General features: G+C 73.9%; 19 protein-coding genes. 9 read left to right on the forward strand and 10 right to left on the reverse strand.

All coding sequences use genetic code 11. From position 1 onward, the window contains the following. Nucleotides 1-14: 14 nt before the first annotated feature. The 8 genes from ASC60_RS13725 to ASC60_RS13760 all read right to left on the reverse strand — a co-directional run bounded on the left by ASC60_RS13725 (nt 15) and on the right by ASC60_RS13760 (nt 10,579). On the reverse strand, nt 15-224 hold the full coding sequence (locus ASC60_RS13725) for a Trm112 family protein (RefSeq protein WP_055550503.1): 210 nt from the start codon (nt 222-224) through the stop codon (nt 15-17). Further along, the gene (locus ASC60_RS13730) at nt 221-1,120 is read right to left on the reverse strand and encodes a hypothetical protein (RefSeq protein WP_055551070.1); all 900 of its coding nucleotides are present in this window, start codon (nt 1,118-1,120) and stop codon (nt 221-223) included. The genes ASC60_RS13725 and ASC60_RS13730 overlap by 4 nt, the downstream gene beginning before the upstream one ends. Then, nucleotides 1,117-1,857 (reverse strand): class I SAM-dependent methyltransferase, encoded by a 741-nt coding sequence (locus ASC60_RS13735; RefSeq protein ID WP_055550505.1) that lies wholly within the window; start codon nt 1,855-1,857, stop codon nt 1,117-1,119. Before ASC60_RS13735 ends, ASC60_RS13730 begins: the two co-directional genes overlap by 4 nt. Continuing rightward, entirely contained in the window at nt 1,854-3,257 is a 1,404-nt protein-coding gene (locus tag ASC60_RS13740; protein WP_055550506.1) for a condensation protein, read from the reverse strand. Before ASC60_RS13740 ends, ASC60_RS13735 begins: the two co-directional genes overlap by 4 nt. Continuing rightward, the gene (locus ASC60_RS13745) at nt 3,254-7,486 is read right to left on the reverse strand and encodes an alpha-(1->3)-arabinofuranosyltransferase family protein (RefSeq protein WP_063787128.1); all 4,233 of its coding nucleotides are present in this window, start codon (nt 7,484-7,486) and stop codon (nt 3,254-3,256) included. The genes ASC60_RS13740 and ASC60_RS13745 overlap by 4 nt, the downstream gene beginning before the upstream one ends. Continuing rightward, nucleotides 7,483-8,211 carry a class I SAM-dependent methyltransferase gene (locus ASC60_RS13750; RefSeq protein WP_055550508.1) on the reverse strand — a complete coding sequence of 243 codons (729 nt, stop codon included), beginning with the start codon at nt 8,209-8,211 and terminating at the stop codon, nt 7,483-7,485. Before ASC60_RS13750 ends, ASC60_RS13745 begins: the two co-directional genes overlap by 4 nt. Nucleotides 8,212-8,217: 6 nt before the next feature. Then, nucleotides 8,218-9,411 (reverse strand): glycosyltransferase family 4 protein, encoded by a 1,194-nt coding sequence (locus ASC60_RS13755; RefSeq protein ID WP_055550510.1) that lies wholly within the window; start codon nt 9,409-9,411, stop codon nt 8,218-8,220. 106 nt (nt 9,412-9,517) lie between these two features. Then, nucleotides 9,518-10,579, reverse strand: coding sequence for a DUF3068 domain-containing protein (locus ASC60_RS13760; protein ID WP_159043260.1), 1,062 nt, complete (start codon nt 10,577-10,579; stop codon nt 9,518-9,520). 156 nt (nt 10,580-10,735) lie between these two features. Between ASC60_RS13760 and ASC60_RS13765 the strand changes: the two genes are divergently transcribed. The 5 genes from ASC60_RS13765 (at nt 10,736) to ASC60_RS13785 (ending at nt 14,536) form a co-directional block, all read left to right on the forward strand. Beyond that, nucleotides 10,736-10,915, forward strand: a complete 180-nt coding sequence (locus tag ASC60_RS13765; protein ID WP_055550512.1) for a hypothetical protein — start codon at nt 10,736-10,738, stop codon at nt 10,913-10,915. Nucleotides 10,916-10,929: 14 nt separating this feature from the next. Next, the gene (locus tag ASC60_RS13770) at nt 10,930-12,156 is read left to right on the forward strand and encodes a CdaR family transcriptional regulator (protein WP_055550514.1); all 1,227 of its coding nucleotides are present in this window, start codon (nt 10,930-10,932) and stop codon (nt 12,154-12,156) included. Nucleotides 12,157-12,311: 155 nt separating this feature from the next. Continuing rightward, nucleotides 12,312-13,091 (forward strand): IclR family transcriptional regulator, encoded by a 780-nt coding sequence (locus ASC60_RS13775; RefSeq protein ID WP_055550516.1) that lies wholly within the window; start codon nt 12,312-12,314, stop codon nt 13,089-13,091. After that, on the forward strand, nt 13,088-13,945 hold the full coding sequence (locus ASC60_RS13780) for an SMP-30/gluconolactonase/LRE family protein (RefSeq protein ID WP_055550518.1): 858 nt from the start codon (nt 13,088-13,090) through the stop codon (nt 13,943-13,945). Before ASC60_RS13775 ends, ASC60_RS13780 begins: the two co-directional genes overlap by 4 nt. Before the next feature lie 99 nt (nt 13,946-14,044). Next, nucleotides 14,045-14,536: a hypothetical protein gene (locus ASC60_RS13785; RefSeq protein WP_055550520.1), complete on the forward strand. Its 492-nt coding sequence runs from the start codon at nt 14,045-14,047 to the stop codon at nt 14,534-14,536. Between the two features lie 100 nt (nt 14,537-14,636). Here the strand turns inward: ASC60_RS13785 and ASC60_RS13790 are convergent, their stop codons facing one another. After that, nucleotides 14,637-15,065 carry a MarR family winged helix-turn-helix transcriptional regulator gene (locus ASC60_RS13790; RefSeq protein ID WP_055550522.1) on the reverse strand — a complete coding sequence of 143 codons (429 nt, stop codon included), beginning with the start codon at nt 15,063-15,065 and terminating at the stop codon, nt 14,637-14,639. A gap of 90 nt (nt 15,066-15,155) precedes the next feature. On the opposite strand from ASC60_RS13790, the gene ASC60_RS13795 reads away from it, so the two are divergent. After that, nucleotides 15,156-16,175 (forward strand): NADP-dependent oxidoreductase, encoded by a 1,020-nt coding sequence (locus ASC60_RS13795; protein ID WP_055550524.1) that lies wholly within the window; start codon nt 15,156-15,158, stop codon nt 16,173-16,175. Nucleotides 16,176-16,206: 31 nt separating this feature from the next. Here ASC60_RS13795 and ASC60_RS13800 read toward each other — a convergent pair whose 3' ends face one another. Further along, nucleotides 16,207-16,479, reverse strand: coding sequence for a hypothetical protein (locus ASC60_RS13800; RefSeq protein ID WP_055550525.1), 273 nt, complete (start codon nt 16,477-16,479; stop codon nt 16,207-16,209). A gap of 306 nt (nt 16,480-16,785) precedes the next feature. Here ASC60_RS13800 and ASC60_RS13805 point away from each other — a divergent pair, with 306 nt between their 5' ends. The 3 genes from ASC60_RS13805 (at nt 16,786) to ASC60_RS13815 (ending at nt 21,547) form a co-directional block, all read left to right on the forward strand. Next, nucleotides 16,786-17,757: an arabinan endo-1,5-alpha-L-arabinosidase gene (locus ASC60_RS13805; protein ID WP_055550527.1), complete on the forward strand. Its 972-nt coding sequence runs from the start codon at nt 16,786-16,788 to the stop codon at nt 17,755-17,757. A 146-nt stretch (nt 17,758-17,903) separates the two neighbouring features. Continuing rightward, on the forward strand, nt 17,904-19,412 hold the full coding sequence (locus ASC60_RS13810) for an alpha-N-arabinofuranosidase (RefSeq protein ID WP_055550529.1): 1,509 nt from the start codon (nt 17,904-17,906) through the stop codon (nt 19,410-19,412). Nucleotides 19,413-19,441: 29 nt separating this feature from the next. Beyond that, on the forward strand, nt 19,442-21,547 hold the full coding sequence (locus ASC60_RS13815; RefSeq protein WP_055550531.1) for an FUSC family protein: 2,106 nt from the start codon (nt 19,442-19,444) through the stop codon (nt 21,545-21,547). The last annotated feature ends 132 nt before the right edge of the window (nt 21,548-21,679 follow it).

Consider the following 21,679-nt stretch of genomic DNA (forward strand, 5'->3'; position numbering starts at 1 on the left):
TACGACGTAACCCCCTAGGGGGTGAGGCGCCGCGCCAGCCGTTCGTGTTCCTCGTCCGGGACGCGTTCCCCGGACGACGGCAGCAGCTGCGGGACGCCGTCCACGATCGGGTAGCGGCGGCGCAGCCGCGGGTTGTACAGGACGTCCTCGGGCAGCAGCAGGGTCAGCGGGCCCTTGTCGAGCGGGCAGGCCAGGATGGTCAGGATCGGGTCGTCGGGGGTCATCGTTCACTTCCTTCGGGTACCGGATCGGGGCGGGCGGCGTCGTGGCGGGGGAGGGTCAGCAGGACGCACACCGCCAGCGCCGTCCCGCCGAGCCGCAGCGCGAGCCGCCACGGCTCGTGCGGCAGTGGCTCGCCGAACGCGACCGTCCCGCACACCACCGTGAACACGCAGGTCACCGTCGTGCACACCGGTACGATCAGCGACGCGCGGCAGCGCTGCAGCGCGGTCTGCGACAGCACCAGGCCCGCCGCGCCGGTGAACAGCAGCAGATACGGATACGGGCCGCGCAGCAGCGTGAGCGCCAGCGATCCGAGGCCGTCCGTCCTCAGCAGCCCGGACACGCCCTTGATGGCGAGCGAGCTGACTCCGTACAGCAGCCCGACCGCCACCCCGTACTCCACCCCGGTCGGCGGCCGCCGGCCGGAGTGGCGGGCGCGCCACTCGGTCGCGCCGTACAGCCACACCCCCGCCGCCAGGGAGGGGAGGCAGAGGGCGAGCAGCGTTCCGTTGCCGGTGGCGGTGCGGCTGACGTCACCGCCGCCCCGCAGTGAGGCCACCACCATCACCAGCGCGCACAGGATCAACCCGATCCCGGCCCGTTCGCGGCCACTGGTCCGCTCGCCCAGCACCCGCGAGGACAGCAGCAGGAGCAGCACCAGACCGGACACGAACAGGCCCTGCGCGGCCGCGATCGGCAACGTGCGGTACACCACCAGCTGGGCGGCGAACCCCGCCGCGAGCGCCGCCGAACCCGCCAGCCACAGCGGGCTCCCCAGCAGCAGCCGCAGCAGCCGCGCCGGGCGGGTGGTGCTCAGCGGCGGCAGCGCCGACAGGGCGCGCTTCTCCAGGACGAAACCGGTGCTGTACGCGACGTTCGCGAGCAGCGCCGCCATCACGCCCCACCCCATGCGTCCTCCCTCCGCCGCGCGTGCACCAGCAGGATCGAGGCCAGCGACGGCACCCGGCAGGCGGCCCGGTCCAGTGGCCGCAGGCCCCGCGGTACGCCGTGGAACGGCGCCCCCGCGAGCCGTACCACCTCGAACCCGGACGCGGTGAGGAACCCGCGCAGCGCCCGCGCCGTGTACAGCCGTAAGTGGCCGACGACCTCGCGGCCGGGGCGGCCGTGGACGCCCCGCAGGCTGACCTCCGAGAACACCGGCTGCACCCCGGCCAGCAGCAGCCCGCGGTTGTACCAGGCGGCCAGGTTGGGCGTGGACAGCAGCAGATGGCCGCCGGGGCGCAGCACGCGGCGCAGTTCGTCCAGCGCCGCGTCGGGGTCGACCAGATGCTCGACCACCTCGCTGAACACGCACGCGTCGGCGCTCCCGTCGGCGAACGGCAGCCCGCCGTGGCCGAGTTCGCCCCGTACGACCGTCGGCAGCCGTCGCGCGGCGCGGCGCAGCGCGTCCTGCGACCAGTCGACGCCGATGAGGCGGTGGCCGCGGAGGAGGGGGAGGGCGGTGGCGGCCGCGGTGCCGTCGCCACAGCCGATGTCGAGGATGGTGGCGGCCTTGCCGGGGCCCGCGGTGTCGAGCGCCCGTGCCAGCATCCGCGCCTGGCGGCGGCTGCGGTCCGGGCCGGACGCGACGGGCACGGCCGGGTTCTCGTAGAACTCCCGGAGCGCCGGGCTCACGTGGTGCCTTCCGCGTGTGCTCGTGCGGTGGCCGCCAGCGCGCGCTGGAACAGGCCCGCGAGCCCCGCCCCCGCCGCGTCGTCCAGCAGCGCCCGCGACCAGCGCAGCGTCACGTGCAGCCGCCCGCCGGTCGAGGCCGTGGTCACCGTCAGCCCGCGGGGCATGCGGGCCGGGGCCGAGAACCACACGGCGGTGGCCTCGCCCGCCTCGCCGAAGTCGAGCGCGTACGGGATCCGGCCGATGTTGCTCAGCAGCGTGGTGGACGTCCACGGCCCGGCCGCCCGCCGCAGCCCCCGTGTCACGGCGGCCCGCAGCCCGACCGGTACGGCGGGCAGCGTGAGCAGTGTCCCCGCCACCCCCAGCTGCGCCCCCGGCGCGGCCTTCAGCGCCCGGGTGCGGGCCGCGGTGCGGCGCAGCAGCCGCGCCACCGCCGCCGGGTCGGGCGTCTCCCGGGTCAGCAGCCGCGCATCCGCCCGCTCCTCGGGTCCGAAGCCGACCTCCACGAGGCGGGTGCCGTTGCCGATGGCCATCTCGGACGCGCCGCGCGGCCGGTCGTCCACGGGCATGGTGATCCGTACGGGGGCGGGCGCGCGGCCGTGCGACGCGTTCCAGCGGGCGGCCATCAGGCAGGTGGCGACGAGGAGCTGGTCGTTGACGGTGGGGCGCGGCGCGGGGCCGGGCGCGCCGGGCGGGCGGGGCGGTACGGGCAGTTCGGAGAGCAGCATGGCGTTGCCGGTGCGGGGCGTGTGGGTGTCCCCGGCGATCCGTACGGGCCGGGCGAGCCCCCGCGCGGGCGGGGTCCCGGCCGCCGTGGGCGGCGGGGTCACCGTGGGCGGCGGGGGCGCCGCGGGGGGCGTCGTTCGGGCGGCGCCGCCGCCGTACAGGGTGGCGGCGGTGGCGAGCACTCGCAGGCACGACGGTCCGTCGAGCGCGGTGTGGTTGACGGTGAGGACCAGCACACAGCCGGTACGGTCCGGTTCGGTCACCACCTCCAGCCGCACCGGAGGCGACGCCGTCAGCGGCGGGCACACCGCGAGCGCCCGCTCCCGGGCCCGGGTGAGGGCGTCGGCCGCGCACGGCGGAAAGCTCACCGGCTCCACGTCCGGGCCGTCGGTCACCTCCCACTCGTACCGCCGCCGCCACCACCGCCCGGGCGCCTCCCGCACCAGAATCCGCGGATGCCGCCGCAGCGCCTCCCGGAAGGCGGCCCGCAACCGGTCGGGCTCGGGCCGCCCCGGCAGATGCACCTCGATGTGCACGGTCTCGGGCTCGTCGTCCCGCAGACAGTGCCGGGAGATCTCGTCGACGGTGGGGAACGGGATCCGCCGCGCGCGGTCCGCCGGCTGCCCGTACGCGGCCGCCCCGGAGCCGCTGCCCGCGCTCCGCTCGACCGCGGTCATCGGTCCTCACCTCCGGCCGGCCGCCGGGCACCGTGCGCGCCGGTAGGCGGCGGTGGCGGCGGAGCGCCGTGGGAGGCGTGCCCGGCGGCCCGGGACGGTGGCGTCACCACCGCCGCCGTCAGGGCCACGAGCGCCAGAGCCTGGGCCGCACCGCTGAACGCGCCCTCGCCGGACGCCGCCGGTTCGCCCGCGCCCGTCGCCGCCACCACCGTCGCGGCGGCCATCGCCACGAGGGCGGTGGGAGGAAGCAAGATGGGGCGGTACCGGGCCAGGAGCGCCAGGAGCGGAACGGCCAGGGCGAGCCAGCCCGCCACCGCGATCATCACCGCCGTCAGGGCGAGGGTGCCGAGCACCCAGCCCGGCGCCGGGGGCACCGAAGCCTCCGCCCCCTCCGGCTCGGGCCCGCGGCGCCGGGCGAACGCCAGACCGGCGAGCACCAGGAGCGCGGCCGCGCCGCCGACGAGGGCCGCGTGGTACGTCGTCGCGGGCTCGTACGTCAGCGTCACCGTGCCGCCCTGGCCCGCCGGGACGAGGAACGCCTGCTGCCAGCCGTCGACGCGCAGCGGGGTGAGGGAGTGGCCGTTGAGCGTGGCCTTCCAGCCGTCGTTGTGGTTCTCGTACGTCTGGAGGTAGACGGCCTGGCCCGGGGTCACCTCGACCGTTCTGCGGTCGCCCGACCAGTCCTCGGCCCGGACGGTACGCGTCTCCACCGCGGCGGTGGCGGGCTTGCCGCGGGTCAGGGTCACATCGGTCAGGGCCAGCGGGCCCGCGTCGCCCGCCTCGACCGTGTGGCGGCCCGCGTCCAGCCGCAGCCTGCCGCCCTTGGCCTCGCCGCCGCACAGCTCGACCTTCACCGGCCGCCGTTCCGTCAGATCCCGTACCGGCCCGGACACCTTGGTGGCGTGCAGGGTGCCGTCCACCGCCAGCGCCGGGCCCTGGCCGCACGGCAGGGAGAAACGGGCCTTCGGCGAGGGCCGGGTGACGCGCGGTATGTCCCCCAGTTCGGGGAGGCCGACCTCGGTGAGTCCCACCGGGAGCTGCAACTCCTGCCCGGCGACCGGGTTGTGCAAGGTCAAGGGCGCGGTCTTGCTGATGGTGATGTCGAGCCGGTCGGTGGTGAACGCCGGGAAGCGGACCCAGCCATTGGCGTCGACTCCGGCGGTGGCGGCGCCGTCGGGGGAGTTGACGAGCACTTCCTCGGGGCGGGTGGAGAGCCCGCCGGCCGCCGCGAGGACCAGTTCGCTGACGCGTCTCTTCTCCGGCCAGCGCAGATGCAGGACGGGGGAGTCGCCCGCGATCCACGCCGTCGTGAGGTCGCCGTCGAGGAGGTTGCGTGCGCTGAGCGCGGTGCCGGTGCGGCTGGTGGAGTCGGCGGTGATCTCGATCCGCGGCCCCTTGGCACCCGTCCGGTTCAGCAGGGCGTCGAGCGCGCCACCGGGCACGGCCAGCGCCTGGCCCGCGATGGCGTACGTACCGCCGCCGCCGGTGCGGAACTGGCGGTGCAGCCCGACCTCCGCCGACACGGGCGCGAGGCCCCCCGGGTCGGCGGACCGGTGCAGCGAGACCACTTCGGCCGGGGCCTTGCTCCGCTCCGCGTCGGCCGGAAGCGACAGCAGCCGCGTGACCTGCACACCCGGCACGGACACCTCGGAGAAACCGGCCCCCGAAAGGCCGGGCCGGGGTGTCTGCGAACCGGTGATCGTGATCTTCAGCCACTTCGCCGGGCCGGAGGGGACCTTGACGGGCTGCGGGGTGCCGTGCGGCTGGAGCGGGCTGTCCGCGGACCCGTTGTCGGTCTCGACGCGTACGGAGGTGGGCGCGGCGCGCATGCCGTCACCGGGCAGCGGGGTCAGCTGGAGGGAGTCCGGCAGCCGCAGGGTCCGCGCGAACTCGATACGCAGCCACTGCCCCACCGGCTTGCCCGCGCTGCCCTCCGCCCACGCCGTGTCCGGGTTGCCGTCGAAGGCGCCCACGGGGTCGTACTGGGGCAGCTGGAACAGCCAGTTGCCGCTGCTGGAGGCGGTCACCGAGAGCGCCCCGCGCAGGGTGGCGGTCGTCTGGTGTGCGGTGCCCTTCTTCGGCAGGATCTGGCGCGGTGCGTCGCCCGGGTCGGTGAGGCTGCCGGACGGGTTCCGTTCGTCGGCGGTGTACGTGTACGAGGTGCCCGAGTTGACGAGCCCGAAGCGGGTGTCGGCGCGCCGCATGCCGTCGCCGACCGCCTGCAGGGCGGGGGCGTTCGTGCCGGGGTGGCGGTCGCCGGTGAGGACGGTGGGGCGGTCGGCCATCGAGGGGTCGGCGGAGAGCTGGAGCAGCGATTCGGGGCCGCCGCTGACGGCGGCGGCCCGGGACACCGGCTTGGCCGCCACCGCGCCCGGCCGCCGTACCCCTTCGGGCTGGTAGATCTCGACGGCCTGGCGGCGCGGGAACAGCCCCTGCACCTGCACCGGGGTGCCGGCCGCGATCCGGCCCCCGGTCATGAGCGGCCCGAACCCGGCGACCTTGCGGTAGCCGGAGGCCTCCAGGGTGCGGGCGACGGTCTGCGGCGGTACGTAGCCGATCTGGTCCGGGTCGAGGTCGTTGCGCACGACGACCTCGTGCAGTCCGGCCCGGGCGAGGAAGTCCCGTAGCCCCGGCACCTCGCCGCCGCTCAGCAGCGCCTGCTCGACCGCGTCCAGCGCCCGCCGCGATCCGGCGGTGCCGAAGGGCACGAAGTCGCGTTGCGCCCAGCGGGATTCCGCGAGTACGTCGAGCGGCTGGTCGATGGGGCTGCCCCAGGTGTAGAGGCCGTGCGCGGTGGCGGGGACGACGAGGGCGCGGCTCTGTCCGGCGTGTGCGTCGAGCCAGTCGGCGGTCTTCTTCCAGTGGGAGGGCAGCGCGCTGAAGCGGCCCGGCTGGAGGACCGTTCCGTTGAGGTACGGCCAGGCGAGGGCGGGGAGGAGCAGCAGGGCCAGGACGGCGGGGAGGAAGCGGCGGCCGCGGAACAGGCGCGGCCGGGCAGCCGCGGTGTCCCCGGCGGCGCCGGCCGCTCCGGTGGCCGCCACGCCCACCACGTGCGCCAGCCCCAGCGCCAGCGCCAGGGCCGGACCGGTCTGGAACTTGTACACGTTGCGGAACGGCCGCAGCCACCCGTCCAGCCACCCGCGCACCGCCTCGTGGAACGGCCCGCCGAGCGTCCCCCCGTACCCGGCGAGGGTGATCAGCGCGACGGACAGCACGACGAGCAGCAGCCACCGCCGCTCGGGCAGATCCCGCCGCGCGAGCCCGGCCAGCCCCAGCGCGGCGGCCAGCCCGGAGCCGAGGACGGCGGCGACGGACGCGGCCACGGTCCAGCCGCCGGGCAGCCAGGCCTCGCCGAAGTGCAGATACGCCACCCAGTTGCCCGCGCCGCGCAGCATCTCGGTGGCGGACATGGTGGCGGTGGTGGTGTCGGCCTGCTCGATGTACGGCAGGAAGTTCTCGCCGTACACCCCGAGCAGCAGCAGCGGTACGACCCACCACAGCGTGGCCAGCAGCACCCCCGGGATCCACCACCCCAGCAGCGCCCGCTGCCGCCGCCCGGCGGGGCGGCTGAGCAGATACAGCGCGACCGGCAGCAGCGAGGCCAGCGTGGAGGCGGCGTTGACGCCGCCCATGCAGGGCACGAGCAGCGCGGAGCGGGCGGCGGCGATACGGGGGCGGCTCGCCGGGTCGGTGAGCGGCAGCACGACCCACGGCAGCAGCGCGCCGGGGAGCGCGGCCGCGGAGGTGGAGCCGACGACGATGGTGAACACCGGCCACAGCGCGTACCCCGCCGCGCCCAGCAGCCGGCCCGCCGGGCTCCCGGCGCGCAGCCGCTCCGCCAGCCGCAGCGCGCCCCAGAAGGCCACCGTGACGATGAGGGACATCCACAGCCGCTCGGCGAACCACACCGGGATGTGGAGGAGGTGGGCGAGGGCGTAGTACGGCAGCATCGGGAACGCGTAGCCGACGTACTGGTCCGCGATCCCGCCGAAGCCCGCCCGGTCGTGCCACAACGATCCGAGGTCGGCGAGGAAGCCGAACGGGTCGAGGACCACCGGCAGTTTGGTGTCGAAGGACATCCTGCCGGGCGAGGGCGCGAGGAACGCGACCAGCACGGCGGCCCAGAACCCGACCAGCCACCGCCGCCCGCGCGGCCGTTCACCGGGCGCGGTCGGCGGCGGGGCGGCCGGGGTGCGTGACCGGGGCGGGGACGGGACGACCTGGGTCATGGCGACCGCCTAAGGATCAGGAGGAGATTCCACGTCGCGACCTCCCGCAGCCCCGGCACGCGTGTGACCGCCTCGGTGAGGAACGGCCAGTAGCGGGAGCGGGCCGAGACCACGGACACGTCCGCGCGGCCGCGGACGTGGCGCAGGACGGGGCCGATGTGGAGGGGGAAGAGGTTTTCGCCGAGCGTGTGCTTGGCGGCCCGGCCGGTGCGGCGCCGGTAGCGGGCCCGGGCGCGCTCGGCACCCAGATAGTGCCAGGGCGCCCACTCGTGGCCGCCCCAGGGGGAGAGCCAGTTGGTGTACGAGAGGTAGATCAGCCCGCCGGGGCGGGTGACCCGCACCAGCTCGCTGAGGAAGGTGTACGGATCGGCCACGTGCTCCAGCACGTTGGAGGAGAACGTCATGTCGGCCACGCCGTCCGCGAGCGGCAGCAGATACCCGTCGGCGAGGACGGACCCGGCGGGCGGGCGTCCCCGGGCGGTCAGCTCACCGGTGTCCGGCTCGAAGAGATAGGCGTGGGCGCCACGGCGCCGGAACTCCTCGGTGAAGTGGCCGCTGCCCCCGCCCACGTCGACCACCACCCGCCCGCGCAGCGGCCCGGCGTAGCGCGTCAGCTGCTGTGCGGCGTCCCGCGCGAGGAGCCGGTAGCAGTGTTCGGGGTCGGTCTGCTCCCGCAGGAAGGCGCGGAAGAGGGCGACGGAGCGACGGAGGGAGGGGTCCCGCACGGCCGCTCACCGCCAGGGTCCGGGCGAGGGCGGGACAGCGGGGAGCGGCGGTGGCGCCGACAGATACGCCTCGGCGGCGACGGCCCGGAAGCCCCGTACCGTCGCGCTCCACCGGAACCGCTCCGCGCGCAGCCGCGCCGCCCGGCCCAGCGCGTCGCGCCGCTCCGGGCCGAGCGCGAGCGCGCACCAGGCGGCGGCGAACGCGCTCTCACCGCGCGCCAGCACACCCGTCACCCCGTCGTCGACGGAGTCCCGCAGCCCGGGGATGTCGAAGCCGAGCGTGGGCGTGCCCCGGGTGGCCGCCTCCATCACCACCAGGCCCCAGCCCTCGATCAGGGAGGGGTGCAGCAGCAGCCACGCCTGGCACAGCAGCCGGTGCTTCTCCTCCTCGGTGACATGGCCGGCGAAGGCGACCCCGGGACCGGCCATCGTCTCCAGCCGGGCCCGTTCGGGGCCGTCGCCGACGATGACGAGCCGTCCGCCGGTGACCGGCCGCACCCGCTCCCACAGCCGCAGCAGCAGGTCGACGCGCTTGTACTCGACCAGCCTCCCCATCGCGACGAACAGCGGCTCACGGGAGGTGGGCAGCAGGGGACCGGGTTCCTCGACGCCGTTGTGCACCACCCGGATCCGGGTCCGGTCCACGCCGAGGGAGCGTAAGCCGGCGGCGGTGGAGTCGGAGACGGCCACCATGAGGTTGCCGCGGTGGGTGCCGGTGAGCGCCCAGTGTTCGAGGCGCCTGCCGAGCCGGGCGGCCGGGCCCCGCAAGCGCAGCTTCCACAGGTCGGTGTGCACGTGGTTGACCAGGCACAGGGTGGGGCCGCGATGCCACAGCGGGGCGAGGTAGGGCAGCCCGTTGCACACCTCGACCAGCAGGTCGCAGGGGCCGACCCGGTGGGCGAGGGTGTGCGGGGCGCGCAGGAAGTGGCCCAGCTCGCCGAGGGCGCGCCCGTTGCCGCCCGCGGACACCACCCGGTAGCCGCGGGCGTGGGCGGGCCCGCCGCACACCACGGTGACCTGGTGGCCGTGGGCGGTCAGCCCCTCGGCGATCCGGTCCACCAGCAGCTCGGAGCCACCGGCCGCCGGGTTGCCGAGGTCGCGGCGGGCGAGGAAGACGATCCGGTGCGGCAGCGGGGCGATGGCCTCCGCGGGGGATGATCCATGGGTCGCGGCGGGGGACGGTCGTAACGGCTGGGGCATGACGGGGTGCTCCAACTCGCCTCGGGATGCGGAGACTTCGCGGGAAGACTGCGGGAGGAGACGTGCCGAACCGGGGGTGTGCGATGGCGTGATGCTCGTGGGGTGGTCAGTTTTCGCTTCCTCGTTCGCCCCGGCTACTCACCGGCGTGACAAATTGACCGCCCCCGGAAGCTGACGCTTCATCACCTCCCGCAGTATCACTCACGCGTACCCGCCTCCCCCGCACCACCAGCACCACGCCCGCCACGGTCAGCACCGCCCCGGCGATCCCCGCGGCAAGCGGCGCCGTCTCGCCGACCAGCTTCAGCCTGCGGTTGTCGTCCCTGGCCAGCTTCACCTGGCCGGCTTGCGTGGCCTCGGTGAACGCCAGCCCCTCGCCGCGCAGCAGCGTCACCCGGTCCCGGTCGCCGCCGGGCGCGCGCAGGGTGACCTTGGGCGAGATCCCGGCGTAGATGATCCGGCCGGTGCGGCGGTCGGCCACCAGCTCGATGCCGGTGTTGGCGTACCACTCCTCGGCCTGCACCTGGCCCTGCTTCGCCCGCCCGACCAGCCGCCCGGGCACCTGGCGGGTGCCGGTCCTGGTGGGCCGCACGGTGCCGGTGAAGCGGTAGCCCTCGTACCCCTGGATCTTCGCGGTCCCGGCGAAGCGGAGCGGGACGGCGTCGCCCAGCGTGCTGTCCCACCAGCGGTACGTCCGCTTCTCCACATCGAACGGGAACTTCAGGTACGCGTCCCCCTGAAACGGCCCCGGCGCCTCGCCGCAGCAGTGCACCGGCTCGTTGGTGCGGCGGTCGGTGACCCAGCGCTCGGTCTTCCACTGGAAGGCCCGGCGCGGATCCCGCAGCGGCAGGGTGCGCGGGGTGTCGACCGTCGTCGACACGTCCCAGACGGCGCGGCCCGTGCGGTCGCTGTCGTGGACGTCGCCCAGCACCCGGCGGGTGATGGTCAGCTTCTTCCCCCGCCGCTCCTTGACGTCGTCGGTGTCGAAGTAGCTGCCCCGGCCGGTGAACACCGTGGTCACATCGGTGTCGATCGGGGTGCGTTTCGCACGCGGTTCGACGTACCAGGTCAGCAGGGGCGCGAGGACGAGCAGGAAGACGCCGAGCCCCAGCGGGACCAGCGACAGCGGCCAGAAAACGGATGAAGTGGGTGGTACCGAGCGGCGCATGGCAGGCACTCCGTCTCGATGCGGCCGGATATGACCGGCGAGTCTTCAGGCCGGGACCGTAAGCGCAGGGTTGACGGAGTGTCAATCCTCCTTTCATGCTGGTGAGTTGCCGGACCGGGCCGGTGCGCACGCCATACGGAAGGGGCTCACCGCGCCATGCCCAGACTGCTCGCCGCCGCCGTGACCTGCCTCCTGTCCGCCGCCCTCGCGGCCGGTGCCGCGTTCGGCATCGTCGCCCTGCTGGGCGCCACCCCCGACCAGCCGAACGTCCCCCTCGTCACCTTCCCGACCTCGTCGCGTTCCGCCTCCCCCGCGACCCCGGCGGAGAAGCGGTAGGGGGAGAGACGGGGATGGTGTCGCCGTCGCGTTCCGCCTGGCGGGAGGTGCCCCGGTCGCGGGTGCGCCACTTCGCCCGGCTCGCCCTGGACGAGGTGCCGGTCCTCGCCGAGGACATCTTCCGCGAGATCCGCCGCGAGTACCCCAACCTGACCATCGTCCCGGACGAGAGCGGCGAACCGGTGGCGCTGGTGGGCATCCGGCGCGCCCTGGAACACTTCGTCGGCTATGTGTCGGACGGCTCCGGCGGCCCCCGCGAACACCCCCAGGTCTTCCAGGAGTTCGGCCGCGGCCAGGTGCAGCACGGCCGCAGCCTCGACTCCCTCCAGGCCATGTACCGGCTCGGCGTACGGCTCGCCTGGCGCCGCCTCGCCGAGATCGGCCAGCGGGTCGAGATCCCCGCGCCCGCCATGTACGAACTCGCCGAGTCCGGCTTCGAGTATCTGGACGGGCTGGTCGCCGAGTCCATGCGCGGCTACGCCGAGGCCGCCGCGCGCCAGGCGGGGGAGCGGCTGCGGCTCCAGCGCCGGCTGCTCGACCTGCTCCTCACCGAACGCCCCCGCAAGAGCCCCGGCGACGCCGACGCCCTCGCCGAACGGGCCGCCCGCATCGGCTGGCCGCTGCCCGAGCGGGTCGCCGTCGCCGTCCTGCAGCGCCCCGCGCGCGAGGCGCTGGCCCCCGCCGTGGGCCGGGACGTCCTCCTGGACATGGAGTGCGAACAGCCGCGCATGGTGCTCCCCGACCCCGAGGAGGCGGGCCGCCCCGAGCTGCTGCGCCGCGCCACCGCCGGGTGGTCGGGCGCGGTCGGCCCGCCCGTACCGCTCGCCGAGGCCGCCAAGTCGCTGCGCTGGGCGGCGGCCGCGGTCCACCTGATGGAGCGCGGGCTGCTGCCCGCCGGGGAGGTGCTGCACTGCACCGAGCACACCGAGGCGCTGGTGCTGCTGCCCCCGGAGGAGCTGATCGACGCCCTGGCCCGCCGCCGTCTCGCCCCGCTCGCCGGGTGCGGCCCCGCCCAGGGCCGTCGCCTCGCCGAGACGCTGCTGGCGTGGCTGGAGACGCGGGGCGGCGCGCCGGAGATCGCGGACCGGCTGGGGGTGCATCCGCAGACCGTGCGCTATCGGCTCCGCCAGATCAGGGAGCTGTGGGGCGAGGATGTGGAGGATCCGGACCGCCGCTTCGAACTGGAGCTGGTGCTGCGGGCGCGGCGGCTCCGCGGCGACCTGCTGCCCCCCGCGTCGTAGCGGCCGGACCCCGGCAGTCTTGTCAGCGATCTTCAGGGTCTTTGCGCAACCATTGCCGGAGGAAGTGGCCTACGCGTAATCTATGTTCGCGATACCGGCCAGCGGCCGTAATCTCGAACACTTGCCATCTGGACCAGAAGGGGTGGGCGAACCACATGGGACGCCTCGTGCCCGCGGTGACCCGGGCTCTGGACATTCTCGAGCTGTTCCTCGACGGCGACGGCACACTCTCCGCCCCCGAGATCACCCGCCGGCTCGGACTGCCCCGGACCACCGTCCATGAGCTGGTGACCACTCTGGCCGCTCGCTCCTATTTGGTCCATGTGCCCGACCAGCCCGGCCGCTACCGGCTCGGTGTGCGCCCGTACCAGCTCGGCAGCCGGTACGCGGAACAGCTCGACCTGGCCGCCGAGGGCCGGCAGGTGGCCCGGAGCGTCGCCGAGACCTGTGACGAGACCGTCCATGTGGCCATTCTGGAGGGCACGGACGTCATCTACATCGCCAAGGTCGACTCCACCCATGCCGTGCGCATGGTCTCCGCCGCGGGCCGCAAGCTGCCCGCGCACTGCACCTCGGTCGGCAAGATGCTGCTCGCCTCCCTCCCGGAGGACGAGCTGACCGCCCGGTTCCCCGAGGACCGGCCGCTGGTCGCCATGACGGACAACAGCATCACGTCCCCGGCCGAGTTGCACCGCCACCTGGCCGCCGTGCGGGAGCGCGGTGTCGCGGTCGAGCGGCAGGAGTCCAACCCCGATGTGAGCTGCGTGGCCGCACCGGTGCGGGACTCGGCGGGCAAGGTGGTGGCGGCGCTGTCCATCTCGGTGCCGACGATCCGCTGGAGCGAGGAGCGCCAGACGGAGCTGGAGGAACTGGCGGCCAAGGGCGCGGGCGAGCTGTCCGCCCGCCTCGGACACCGGAGGGGACGCGGCGTATGAGCGGCCGGACATGGGACGTGGCGGTGCGGGCGACCGCCGAACTGGGCGAGGGCCCGACCTGGGACCCGGCGGCCGGGCGGCTGATCTGGGTGGACATCCTCTCCGCCCGCGTCCACACCTACGACCCGGCCACCGGGCGGCACACCACCCTGGCCACCGAGCAGCACGTCGGCGCGGCGAAGCCGCGGGCGGGCGGCGGGCTGGTGGTCAACCTGCGCGACGGCATCGGGCTGTACGACTCCGCCGCGAACGGCTTCCGCTGGCTGGTCCGGGACGCGGTACCCGGCCGCCGGGGCAACGACGCGGCCGTCGCACCGGACGGTTCGCTGTGGGCGGGCACGATGCGCTACGACGAGGCGGCGGGCGGCGGCACCCTGTCCCGCGTCGGCTCCGACGGCTCCGTGGCGGAGATCCTTTCGGACGTGGCGGTCAGCAACGGCACCGGCTGGAGCCCGGACGGCCGCCTGATGTACTACGTCGACTCCCCGACCCGCCGTATCGACGTCTTCGACGTCACGGGCGAGGGCGTCACCGGCCGCCGACCCCTGGCCCACATCGAGGACGGCGCGGGCTACCCGGACGGGCTGTGCGTGGACGCCGACGGGTGTGTGTGGGTCGCCCTCTGGGACGGCGGCGCGGTCCGCCGCTACACCCCCGACGGCGCACTCGATCGGGTGATCCCGCTGCCCTTCCCCCGCCCCACCGCATGCGCCTTCGGCGGCGCCGGACTCAGCGACCTGTACGTGTCCTCCGCCCGCGTCGGCCTCGGCGCCGCCGCCCCGCCGCTCGCGGGGTCGGTGCTGGTCATCCCGGACGCGGGACGAGGTCTGGCGCAACCGGCGTTCGCGGGCTGAGCGGGGCCGTACACCGCCGGACCCGACGGCTCTCCCCACAAGATCCTCACACCCGGCGGCCCCCACGCTCCGCGCCGGGCACATAACCTGCCCGGCGAAATGAACGATCCGCGTACCTCCCGCCGAAAGCCGAAACCCCACACCCGCGGCCGCCGTGCCCGCCGGGGGCGGGGCCGCCGCGTGCTGATCCTGGCCGCGGTGCTGGGCCCTGTGCTCGCCGCGGTCTTCGTGGCGGAGCTGGACACCGAGGGCTACTGGCGCACCCCGTCGCCCACGTTCTCGTCCCCCGATTCCCCGGGCCGCCCGGCCTCGGACCGTACGTCGTCCGCCGGCCCGGAGCCGAGCGGCGAGCGCACGGCTCCCCCGTCCGACGGCGCCACTCACGCACCCGGGGACGCGCCCACCTCCGACGACGACGCGCCCACGTCCACCGACCCGACCGAGCCATCCCCGAACACCCCCGCTGCCGGGAACAGGACCCCGGCCCAGGGCCCGGATCCCACGCACCCGAACCCACCCCCGCCCTCGTCGGCGGCCCCGGCCCCCGGCCCGTCGCCGACCTGCACCCGATTCCTGTGGTGGTGCGCCTGACCGGAGCGCCACCGGGGGCTCCGGCCCCGGGCGGGGAGGGGCGGACCGCGAGGCGGGGTGACCTACGGGGTGACCTGCGGGGGTGACCTGCGGGGGTGACCTACGGGGTGACGCACACCATCCGCTGCAGCAGGTCCCGCAGCACCGTCCGCTCCTGCGCCGACAGCCCGGCCAGCGGCTCGCGGGCGAAGTCCAGGGAGCCGCGCAGCCGCTCGGCGGTCTCGCGGCCCGTCTCCGTGGCGGCGGCGAGCTTGACGCGGCGGTCGGCGGGGTCGAGGCGGCGCTCGGCGAGGCCGCGGGACTCCAGGCGGTCCACGATCCCGGTGACGTTCGACGGCTCGCACTTGAGCTGCTGCGCTATGCGCCGCATGGGCGTCGGCCCCCGGGAGAGCAGGCCGAGGACGCGCGCCTGGGCGCCGGTGAGGGCGTGCTGGGCGGCGGCTTCCTCGTATTCCTCGTGATAGCGGGCCACGATGGTGCCGATCAGCTCGACGACCTCGAGGGTCAGCGGGTCGATGGGAGGCGTCATGCCCCTCAGGGTACCCGTTTACTTGACAACATGAAATATCGATGCCAATGATTGTTTCAGCTAGTGAAGTAATTAAGAGGAGGCACTTCCATGTCCGCGATCCCCGCCACCGGCCGTGAATGGCACCTCGTCGCCCGCCCCCAGGGCTGGCCGAAGCCGGAGGACTTCGCGCTGCGCGAGGTTCCGGTGGCCGAGCCGGGCCCGGGCCAGGTGCTGGTCCGCAACCTGTACATGTCGGTGGACCCGTACATGCGCGGGCGGATGAACGACGTGAAGTCGTATGTGCCGCCGTTCCAGCTCGACCAGCCCATGGACGGCGGCGCGGTCGGCAAGGTGATCGCCTCGAACGCGGACGGCCTCGCGGTCGGCGACCACGTCCTGCACTCCGGCGGCTGGCGCGAGTACGCGGCGGTGGACGGCAAGCGCGCGGTGAAGGTGGACCCGCGGGTCGCCCCGCTCACCGCGTACCTCGGTGTGCTCGGCATGACGGGCCTCACCGCCTACTCGGGGCTGCTGGAGGTCGCGTCGTTCAAGGAGGGCGACGCGGTGTTCGTCTCCGGCGCGGCGGGCGCGGTCGGCAGCGAGGTCGGCCAGATCGCCAAGCTCAAGGGCGCCTCGCGGGTCATCGGCAGCGCGGGCTCGGACGAGAAGGTGCGGCTGCTGCTCGACGAGTACGGCTTCGACGCGGCGTTCAACTACAAGAACGGACCCGTAGCCGAGCAGCTGAAGGAGGCCGCCCCCGACGGCATCGACGTCTACTTCGACAACGTCGGCGGCGACCACCTGGAGGCCGCCCTCAGCAGCCTCAAGGTGCACGGCCGCATCACCGTCTGCGGCATGATCGCGCAGTACAACGCGACCGAGCCGCCCGCCGCCCCGCGCAACCTCGCGCTCCTCATCGGTAAGCGGCTGCGCATGCAGGGCATGCTGGTCAGCGACCACAACCACCTCCAGCCGCAGTTCTTCGAGGAGGTCGGCGCCTGGGTGCGGGAGGGCAAGCTGCACTACCGCGAGACCGTCGTCAAGGGCGTGGACAACGCGGTGGACGCCTTCCTCGGCATGCTCCGCGGCGAGAACATCGGCAAGATGATCGTCGCCTTGGAGGACTGAAGACCGGAGCGGTCCGGCGAACGCCCCCGCCTCAATCGGCTGTCGCGTGGCGGGGGCGGCGCCGATGGCGGCCTTCGGGCGGCTGCGGGAGTTCGACGTGGAGCCGCGGGCGGCGGGCCGCGGTGAAGGAGACCGACATGACCCCGAACGTCACCATGATCATGATGATCAGCGTCACGCCGAGGGTGACACCGGCTCCGCCGAGACCGATCACGGGCCGCGGACCCAGCACTCCGGCCAGCCAACTGGTCAGCAGGGTGCCCAGCAGCCAGCCGGAGCGGTAGACCAGCTGGAAGATGGCCATGACGCGGCCGCGGTAATCCGGCAGGCCTCCGAGAAACCGATGCCGTCGATCGGCTGGAGGGGTCTTCCGAAATCCGCGCCGGGGATGGAAGGTTGCTCAGCGGCGACGGAGGGCGTGGCCGAGGGATCAGGGCGGCGGCGAGCGCGCCGACGAGAGCGGTACGGACCGTCTTGATCACGAAAACTTCCCTTCCCGGGCTCCGAAAACCTCCGGAACGTTTCCGTAACGTCGGCCGCACGCCAGAGGTGGCCCCCACCCTGGTCAAGAGTGAGCACACGCAAGGCAACACGAGAGGAGAACCGCCGCATGACAACGCGTCACCGCACCAGATGGCTCGCCCTGCCCGCCGCACTCCTGCTCGCCCTGCTCCCGACCAGCGCCTCCGCCTATCCGAACCCGGGCCGGGTGACGGGTGACATCACCGTCCACGACCCGACGATGCTCCGCGCCGCCGACGGCACCTATCTGCTCTACTCCACCCACGGCGGGCTGGAGGCCCGCACCTCCACCGACCGGATCGCCTTCAGCCGCTCCGGGAACGCCTTCAACTCCCCGCCGTCCTGGTGGAAGACGTACTCCCCGGGCAACGACCCCTGGGCCCCGGACATCTCGTACCACGGCGGCAAGTACCTGATGTACTACGCCGTCTCGTCCTTCGGCTCCGCCAAGTCCGCCATCGGCTTCGCCACTTCGCCCAGCGGCCGGGCCGGCACCTGGACCGACTACGGCATCGTCCACTCCACGAGCGCCGGCAGCGACTACAACGCCATCGACCCGAACCTCTTCGTGGACGACGACGGGAAGTGGTGGCTGTCCTTCGGCTCGTGGTGGTCGGGGCTGAAGATGATCCGCCTCGACCCGGGCACCGGCAAGCAGTACACGGGCGACAAGACCGTCTACGGCATCGCCTCCCGGCCCACCGGCACCAAGGCGGTCGAGGGCCCGTCCGTCGTCAAGCGCAACGGCTCCTACTACCTGTTCGCGTCCTACGACACCTGCTGCGCGGGCACCGGCTCCACGTACAAGATCAAGGTCGGCCGCGCCGCCAAGCCCACCGGGCCGTATTACGACAAGAACGGGGTGGACATGATGAACAACGGCGGCTCCCCGGTCCTGGAGTCCCACGGCCGCTACATCGGCCCCGGCGGGCAGTCGATCATGAGCGACAGCGACGGCGACCTGCTCGTCTACCACTACTACGACGGCCAGGCGGGCGGCACGGCCAAGCTCGGTGTCAACCTGCTGAACTGGAGTGGTGGCTGGCCGACCGCCTACTGACACACCACGCGCGTGCCGCGCGGGGGCGTTGACGCGGGGGCGGCCAGCTCTTACCGTCTCGTTCGGATATGCGATCGCAATCCAGTATTTCGAACAGAAAAGCATATCGAGCAGAGCAGCAGAGCAGCAGAGAGGCAGACGCCGCCATGCAGTCGACCGCCCCCGCCCGGTTCACCCTCGACCCCGCCTTCGCGGTCGGCGACGTCGACCCCCGGCTCTTCGGCTCGTTCGTCGAACACCTCGGCCGCTGCGTCTACACCGGGATCTACGAGCCCGGCCACCCCGCCGCCGACGAGGCCGGGCTGCGCACCGACGTCCTCGCGCTGATCCGTGAACTCGGCGTCACCGCCCTGCGCTACCCCGGCGGCAACTTCGTCTCCGGCTACAAGTGGGAGGACGGCACCGGCCCCGCCGACGAGCGCCCCCGCCGCCTGGACCTCGCGTGGCGCTCGACCGAGACCAACCGCTTCGGGATCTCCGAGTACGTCGACTTCGTCCGCAAGGTCGGCGGCGAGCCCATGATGGCGCTCAACCTCGGCACGCGCGGCGTCGCCGAGGCCCTGGAGCTGCAGGAATACGCCAACCACCCGTCCGGCACCGCCCTGTCCGACCGCCGTGTCGGCCACGGCGACAAGGACCCGTACGCCATCCGGCTGTGGTGTCTGGGCAACGAGATGGACGGCCCCTGGCAGACCGGCCACAAGACCGCGGAGGAATACGGACGGCTGGCCGCCGAGACCGCCCGCGCCATGCGCCAGATCGACCCGGACGTCGAACTCGTCGCCTGCGGCAGCTCCAACCAGGCCATGCCGACCTTCGCCGCCTGGGAGGCCACGGTCCTGCAGCACACCTACGACCTGGTCGACTACATCTCCCTGCACGCCTACTACGAGGAGCACGACGGCGACCGCGACTCCTTCCTCGCCTCCGCCGTCGACATGGAGTCCTTCATCGAGAACGTTGTCGCGACCTGCGACCACGTGGGTGCCCGGCTGAAGTCGAAGAAGAAGATCAACCTCTCCTTCGACGAGTGGAACGTCTGGTACCAGAGCCGCTTCGCGAACGCCGAGCCGCCCAACTGGGAGGAGACGCCGCGGCTGCTGGAGGACAACTACTCCGTCACCGACGCCGTCGTCTTCGGCTCGCTGCTCATCGCGCTGCTGCGCCACGCCGACCGCGTGACGGTCGCCTGCCTCGCCCAGCTCGTCAACGTCATCGCCCCGATCCTGACCGAACCGGGCGGCCCGGCCTGGCGCCAGACCACCTTCTTCCCCTTCGCCCAGGCCTCGGCGTACGGCCGCGGCCGGGTGCTCCAGGTCGCGGCCGACGGCCCCGCGCACGAGACGGCGCGGTACGGCGAGGTGCCGCTGCTGCACGCCACGGCCGTGCGGAACGAGGAGACCGGCGAGGTCACCGTCTTCGCCGTCAACCGCGACCAGCACCGGCCGCTCCCGCTGGAGGTGGCGCTGCACGGGATGGCGCCCGCCCGGGTCGTCGAACACAGCGTGCTGGCCGACGCCGACCCGGAGGCCCGCAACACCCTGGCCGAGCCCGAGCGGGTCACCCCGCACCCGGGCCGGGGCACGGCGCTGGTGGACGGCGTGCTGCGCGCCACCCTGGAGCCGATGTCCTGGAACATGATCCGTTTGGGGTAGCCCGCAAATAACTTGTATAGTGCACCTATATGGGTACGGTGCGCGAGACACAGGACGAGATACAGGGGTGGACATCGGCGGTCGGCCGCAGCTTCCGGGCCGCGCTGACCATGGAACGCGTGTCCTCGGAGCCCGCCGCGATCGCACGCGCCGTCCTGGCGGTCGTCGCCGCGGCGGTGCTCGGCGCCCTGACCGGCGATCCGCCGGCCTGGGTCATGATGACGGTGGGCACCTTCATCTGCGGCATCGGCACCCTGCTGGCACCGGTCCGGCACCGGGCGGTGAACGCGTTCGCGTTCGGCGCGGGCTTCTCGCTCGCCGCCCTCGCCGGTGTCTGGCTGCACCGGACCGGCTGGTACTTCCTGATCGCCCTCGCGGTCCTCGCGTACCTGGCCGGTCTGTGGCGGGCGCTGGGCGTGGCGCCCGGCATCCGCGCCTGTCTCGTCGTCATCGGCTGCCTGATCACCGCCGACCTCGCCGCCACCGTCGAGGCGGGGCTCGTGATGGTGCGCTGGATGGCCGCGGGCGCGGCCCTGACCCTCGCCGCCCAGCTGCTGCCCCCGTACGGGCGGCGCCACCCCGCGCAGCGCAAGGCGCTGGCCGCGCTCTACGCCTCACTGGCGGCGTACGCGCGGACCGGTGGGCCCGGCGGCCACCCCGCCCCGGCGCCCTTCACCGCCGCCCGCAGGGCGCTCGATCTGCTGCCGCGCTTCGCCCGCTCCGGCGCGGCACCGCTGTACGGACTGCTCGTCGAGGCCGAACGCATCCGGCGCGCCCTGCTGCTCGTGTCCGACACCCCGAAGGCGCCCCGCGAGGAGATCGCCGAAGCGCTCGACTCCGTGGCGCGCGCCCTGCGCGCCTCCCGCCCGGAGCCCCTCGCACCGGACGTCGCGCGGCCCCTGGAGACCTGGCGCGGACCGATCGCCGAGGAACTGCTGCCGTCACTGGAGGAGGCCGGGCGGCTGGCCGGCCTGTGGGCCGACGCGGAGGCCCCCGGCGGCACGCACCCCGTCCTGGCCCTGTTCCCCGCCGAACACCCCGCCCGCGCCGGGTTCCGGCGGCTGTGGTCCGCCGCGCGCCCCGGCGACCCGCTGTTCCCGCACGCCCTGCGCGTGGCCATCGGCACCACGGCCGGTGAGGCGGCGGGCCGCGCCCTCGGCGACTTCGGGGGCCACGGCCTGCCGGGCCACGGCTTCTGGGCGGCGCTCACCACCATGCTGGTGCTGTTCCCCGACTACGGACACACCTTCGCCCGCGGCTGGGCCCGCCCCATCGGCTCGATCCTCGGCGGGCTCGCCGCCTGGACCGCCCTGCGGCCCGCCTGGTGGACCCCGGACGGGCTGGTCATCGCCGCGGTGGTGCTCGCCGTGTGCGTCTTCCTCACCCTGCGCGTCGGCCAGCTGGTGCTGAACTTCTTCATCACCGCCTGGCTCGTCGTCCTCATCACCCGGCTGGGCAAGGCGTCCGACCTCATCGCCTGGGGCCGCCCCGCGGACACCCTCCTCGGCGCGATGATCGGGCTCCTCGTCTTCGTCGTCCTGCCCACGTACCACCACGACCGGCTGTCCTCGCTGGTCGCCGCGTGGACGGACGTACAGCGGCGGCTGCTGAACGTACTCGTCGGCGGGCTGACCGAGCCGGGCGTGGTGCGGCACGAGGAGATCGACGCGCTGCGCTCCTCCAGCCGCCACACCCGGGAGCGGCTGGAGGCCGCGGTCGCCGCGGTCCGCCACGAGCCGCGCGGCCACCACGCCCGCTGGAGCGCCGCCGAGATCGCGTCCATCCAGCGGTCGATCGCGGAGCTGAGCCGGTGCGCGTCGCAGCTGTACGCCGCGCAACCGCGCGGGGAGGCCGACGCCGTGCCGGAGGCCGCCGAGATCGCGGCCCTCTTCGACGCCCGGCTGACCGCCCTCGCCGACGCCCTGGACAGCGGCGTTTCGATTCCGGACGCCACCTTGCGGGTGTCCTTCGACGAGTCGGCCCGGCGCGGCGGGCTCACCGATCTCACCGACCACCGCTCCCCGGACGGCATCGCCCACGCCCGGGCCCGCGCCCTGACCCTCTGCCTGCGCACGGCCCTGGCCGTCGACACCTTCGCCACCGGGCTGGCCGTCAGGTCCCCTTCACCGGGCTGACAGATGTCCCCCGGGCGGCCGGCCCGGGGCGCCTGTCAGTTCGGCACAGTCTTCGCGCGTCAACTCTTCTTATCGCCAACTCCCTTATGAGTCAGCGGTGTTGACATACTCGACAAGCGCTTACTAGCTTCT

The organism is Streptomyces sp. NBRC 110028 (genome assembly GCF_001417735.1).
Lineage (GTDB): Bacteria > Actinomycetota > Actinomycetes > Streptomycetales > Streptomycetaceae > Streptomyces.

Bases quoted from the DNA above. Each gene is read 5' to 3' on its own strand.
- ASC60_RS13775 (WP_055550516.1), top strand. From the start codon at position 12,312: ATGGGACGCCTCGTGCCCGCGGTGACCCGGGCTCTGGACATTCTCGAG.
- ASC60_RS13760 (WP_159043260.1), bottom strand. From the start codon at position 10,579: ATGCGCCGCTCGGTACCACCCACTTCATCCGTTTTCTGGCCGCTGTCG.
- ASC60_RS13780 (WP_055550518.1), top strand. From the start codon at position 13,088: ATGAGCGGCCGGACATGGGACGTGGCGGTGCGGGCGACCGCCGAACTG.
- ASC60_RS13810 (WP_055550529.1), top strand. From the start codon at position 17,904: ATGCAGTCGACCGCCCCCGCCCGGTTCACCCTCGACCCCGCCTTCGCG.
- ASC60_RS13745 (WP_063787128.1), bottom strand. From the start codon at position 7,486: ATGACCCAGGTCGTCCCGTCCCCGCCCCGGTCACGCACCCCGGCCGCC.
- ASC60_RS13765 (WP_055550512.1), top strand. From the start codon at position 10,736: ATGCCCAGACTGCTCGCCGCCGCCGTGACCTGCCTCCTGTCCGCCGCC.
- ASC60_RS13815 (WP_055550531.1), top strand. From the start codon at position 19,442: ATGGGTACGGTGCGCGAGACACAGGACGAGATACAGGGGTGGACATCG.
- ASC60_RS13795 (WP_055550524.1), top strand. From the start codon at position 15,156: ATGTCCGCGATCCCCGCCACCGGCCGTGAATGGCACCTCGTCGCCCGC.
- ASC60_RS13725 (WP_055550503.1), bottom strand. From the start codon at position 224: ATGACCCCCGACGACCCGATCCTGACCATCCTGGCCTGCCCGCTCGAC.
- ASC60_RS13785 (WP_055550520.1), top strand. From the start codon at position 14,045: ATGAACGATCCGCGTACCTCCCGCCGAAAGCCGAAACCCCACACCCGC.
- ASC60_RS13770 (WP_055550514.1), top strand. From the start codon at position 10,930: ATGGTGTCGCCGTCGCGTTCCGCCTGGCGGGAGGTGCCCCGGTCGCGG.
- ASC60_RS13800 (WP_055550525.1), bottom strand. From the start codon at position 16,479: ATGGCCATCTTCCAGCTGGTCTACCGCTCCGGCTGGCTGCTGGGCACC.
- ASC60_RS13740 (WP_055550506.1), bottom strand. From the start codon at position 3,257: ATGACCGCGGTCGAGCGGAGCGCGGGCAGCGGCTCCGGGGCGGCCGCG.
- ASC60_RS13790 (WP_055550522.1), bottom strand. From the start codon at position 15,065: ATGACGCCTCCCATCGACCCGCTGACCCTCGAGGTCGTCGAGCTGATC.
- ASC60_RS13805 (WP_055550527.1), top strand. From the start codon at position 16,786: ATGACAACGCGTCACCGCACCAGATGGCTCGCCCTGCCCGCCGCACTC.
- ASC60_RS13755 (WP_055550510.1), bottom strand. From the start codon at position 9,411: ATGCCCCAGCCGTTACGACCGTCCCCCGCCGCGACCCATGGATCATCC.